Source organism: Mesorhizobium waimense (genome assembly GCF_003601975.1).
Classification (GTDB): domain Bacteria; phylum Pseudomonadota; class Alphaproteobacteria; order Rhizobiales; family Rhizobiaceae; genus Mesorhizobium; species Mesorhizobium waimense.
The window spans coordinates 1-689 of sequence record NZ_QZWZ01000187.1 but is presented as its reverse complement, the minus strand read 5'-3'; the positions used below and the strand labels follow the sequence as shown (position 1 = coordinate 689).

Below are 689 nucleotides of genomic sequence, written 5' to 3'. Positions count from 1 at the left end.
TGCATGGCGACGGCAGCGGGGTTGGCGAGGCGCAACGGATGCTGCCGCAGGCGCTGAACGAGCGGCTGCGGGCCCAGGCGCGGCGGCTGGGGGTGAGCCTGGCGAGCCTCTGCCATCTGGCCTGGGGCCAGGTGGTGGCGCTGAGCAGCGGGCGCGAGCAGGTGGTGTTCGCCACGGTGCTGTTCGGTCGCATGCATGCGGGTGCAGGCGCCGAGCGGGCGCTGGGCCTGTTCATCAACACCCTGCCTGTGCGGCTTGACTTGGACGGCAGCGGGGTCGAGGCGAGCGTGCGCACCACGCACGCGCGGCTTGCCGAGCTGCTGGCGCACGAGCATGCCTCGCTGGCGCAGGCGCAACGCTGCAGCGGCGTTGCGGCACCGGCGCCGCTGTTCAGCGCGCTGCTGAACTACCGCCACAACACGCCGGCGGCCATGGCCGGCTCCGGCACGGATGATATCCTGTCGGGCATGGAATGGCTGGGCGGGGAGGAACGCACCAACTATCCGCTGACCCTTTCGGTAGAGGATTTTGGCGAGGCGCTCGGCCTGACCGCGCAGGTGGCGGAGCCAATCTCTGCGGATCGGGTGTGCGGCTACATGCAGCGGGCGCTCGAACAGCTGGCGGAGGCATTGGAGCGAGCTCCGAATACGCCGGTGCGCGAGCTCGACATCCTGCCGGCCGAGGAGCGG

Annotated in this window: 1 protein-coding gene; it reads left to right on the top strand. The window is 70.8% G+C overall.

Going from position 1 to position 689, the window contains the following annotated elements; genetic code table 11:
• Positions 1-689 (top strand): condensation domain-containing protein (locus D3227_RS40540; protein WP_245452173.1); only part of this gene is annotated, 689 nt, incomplete at both ends.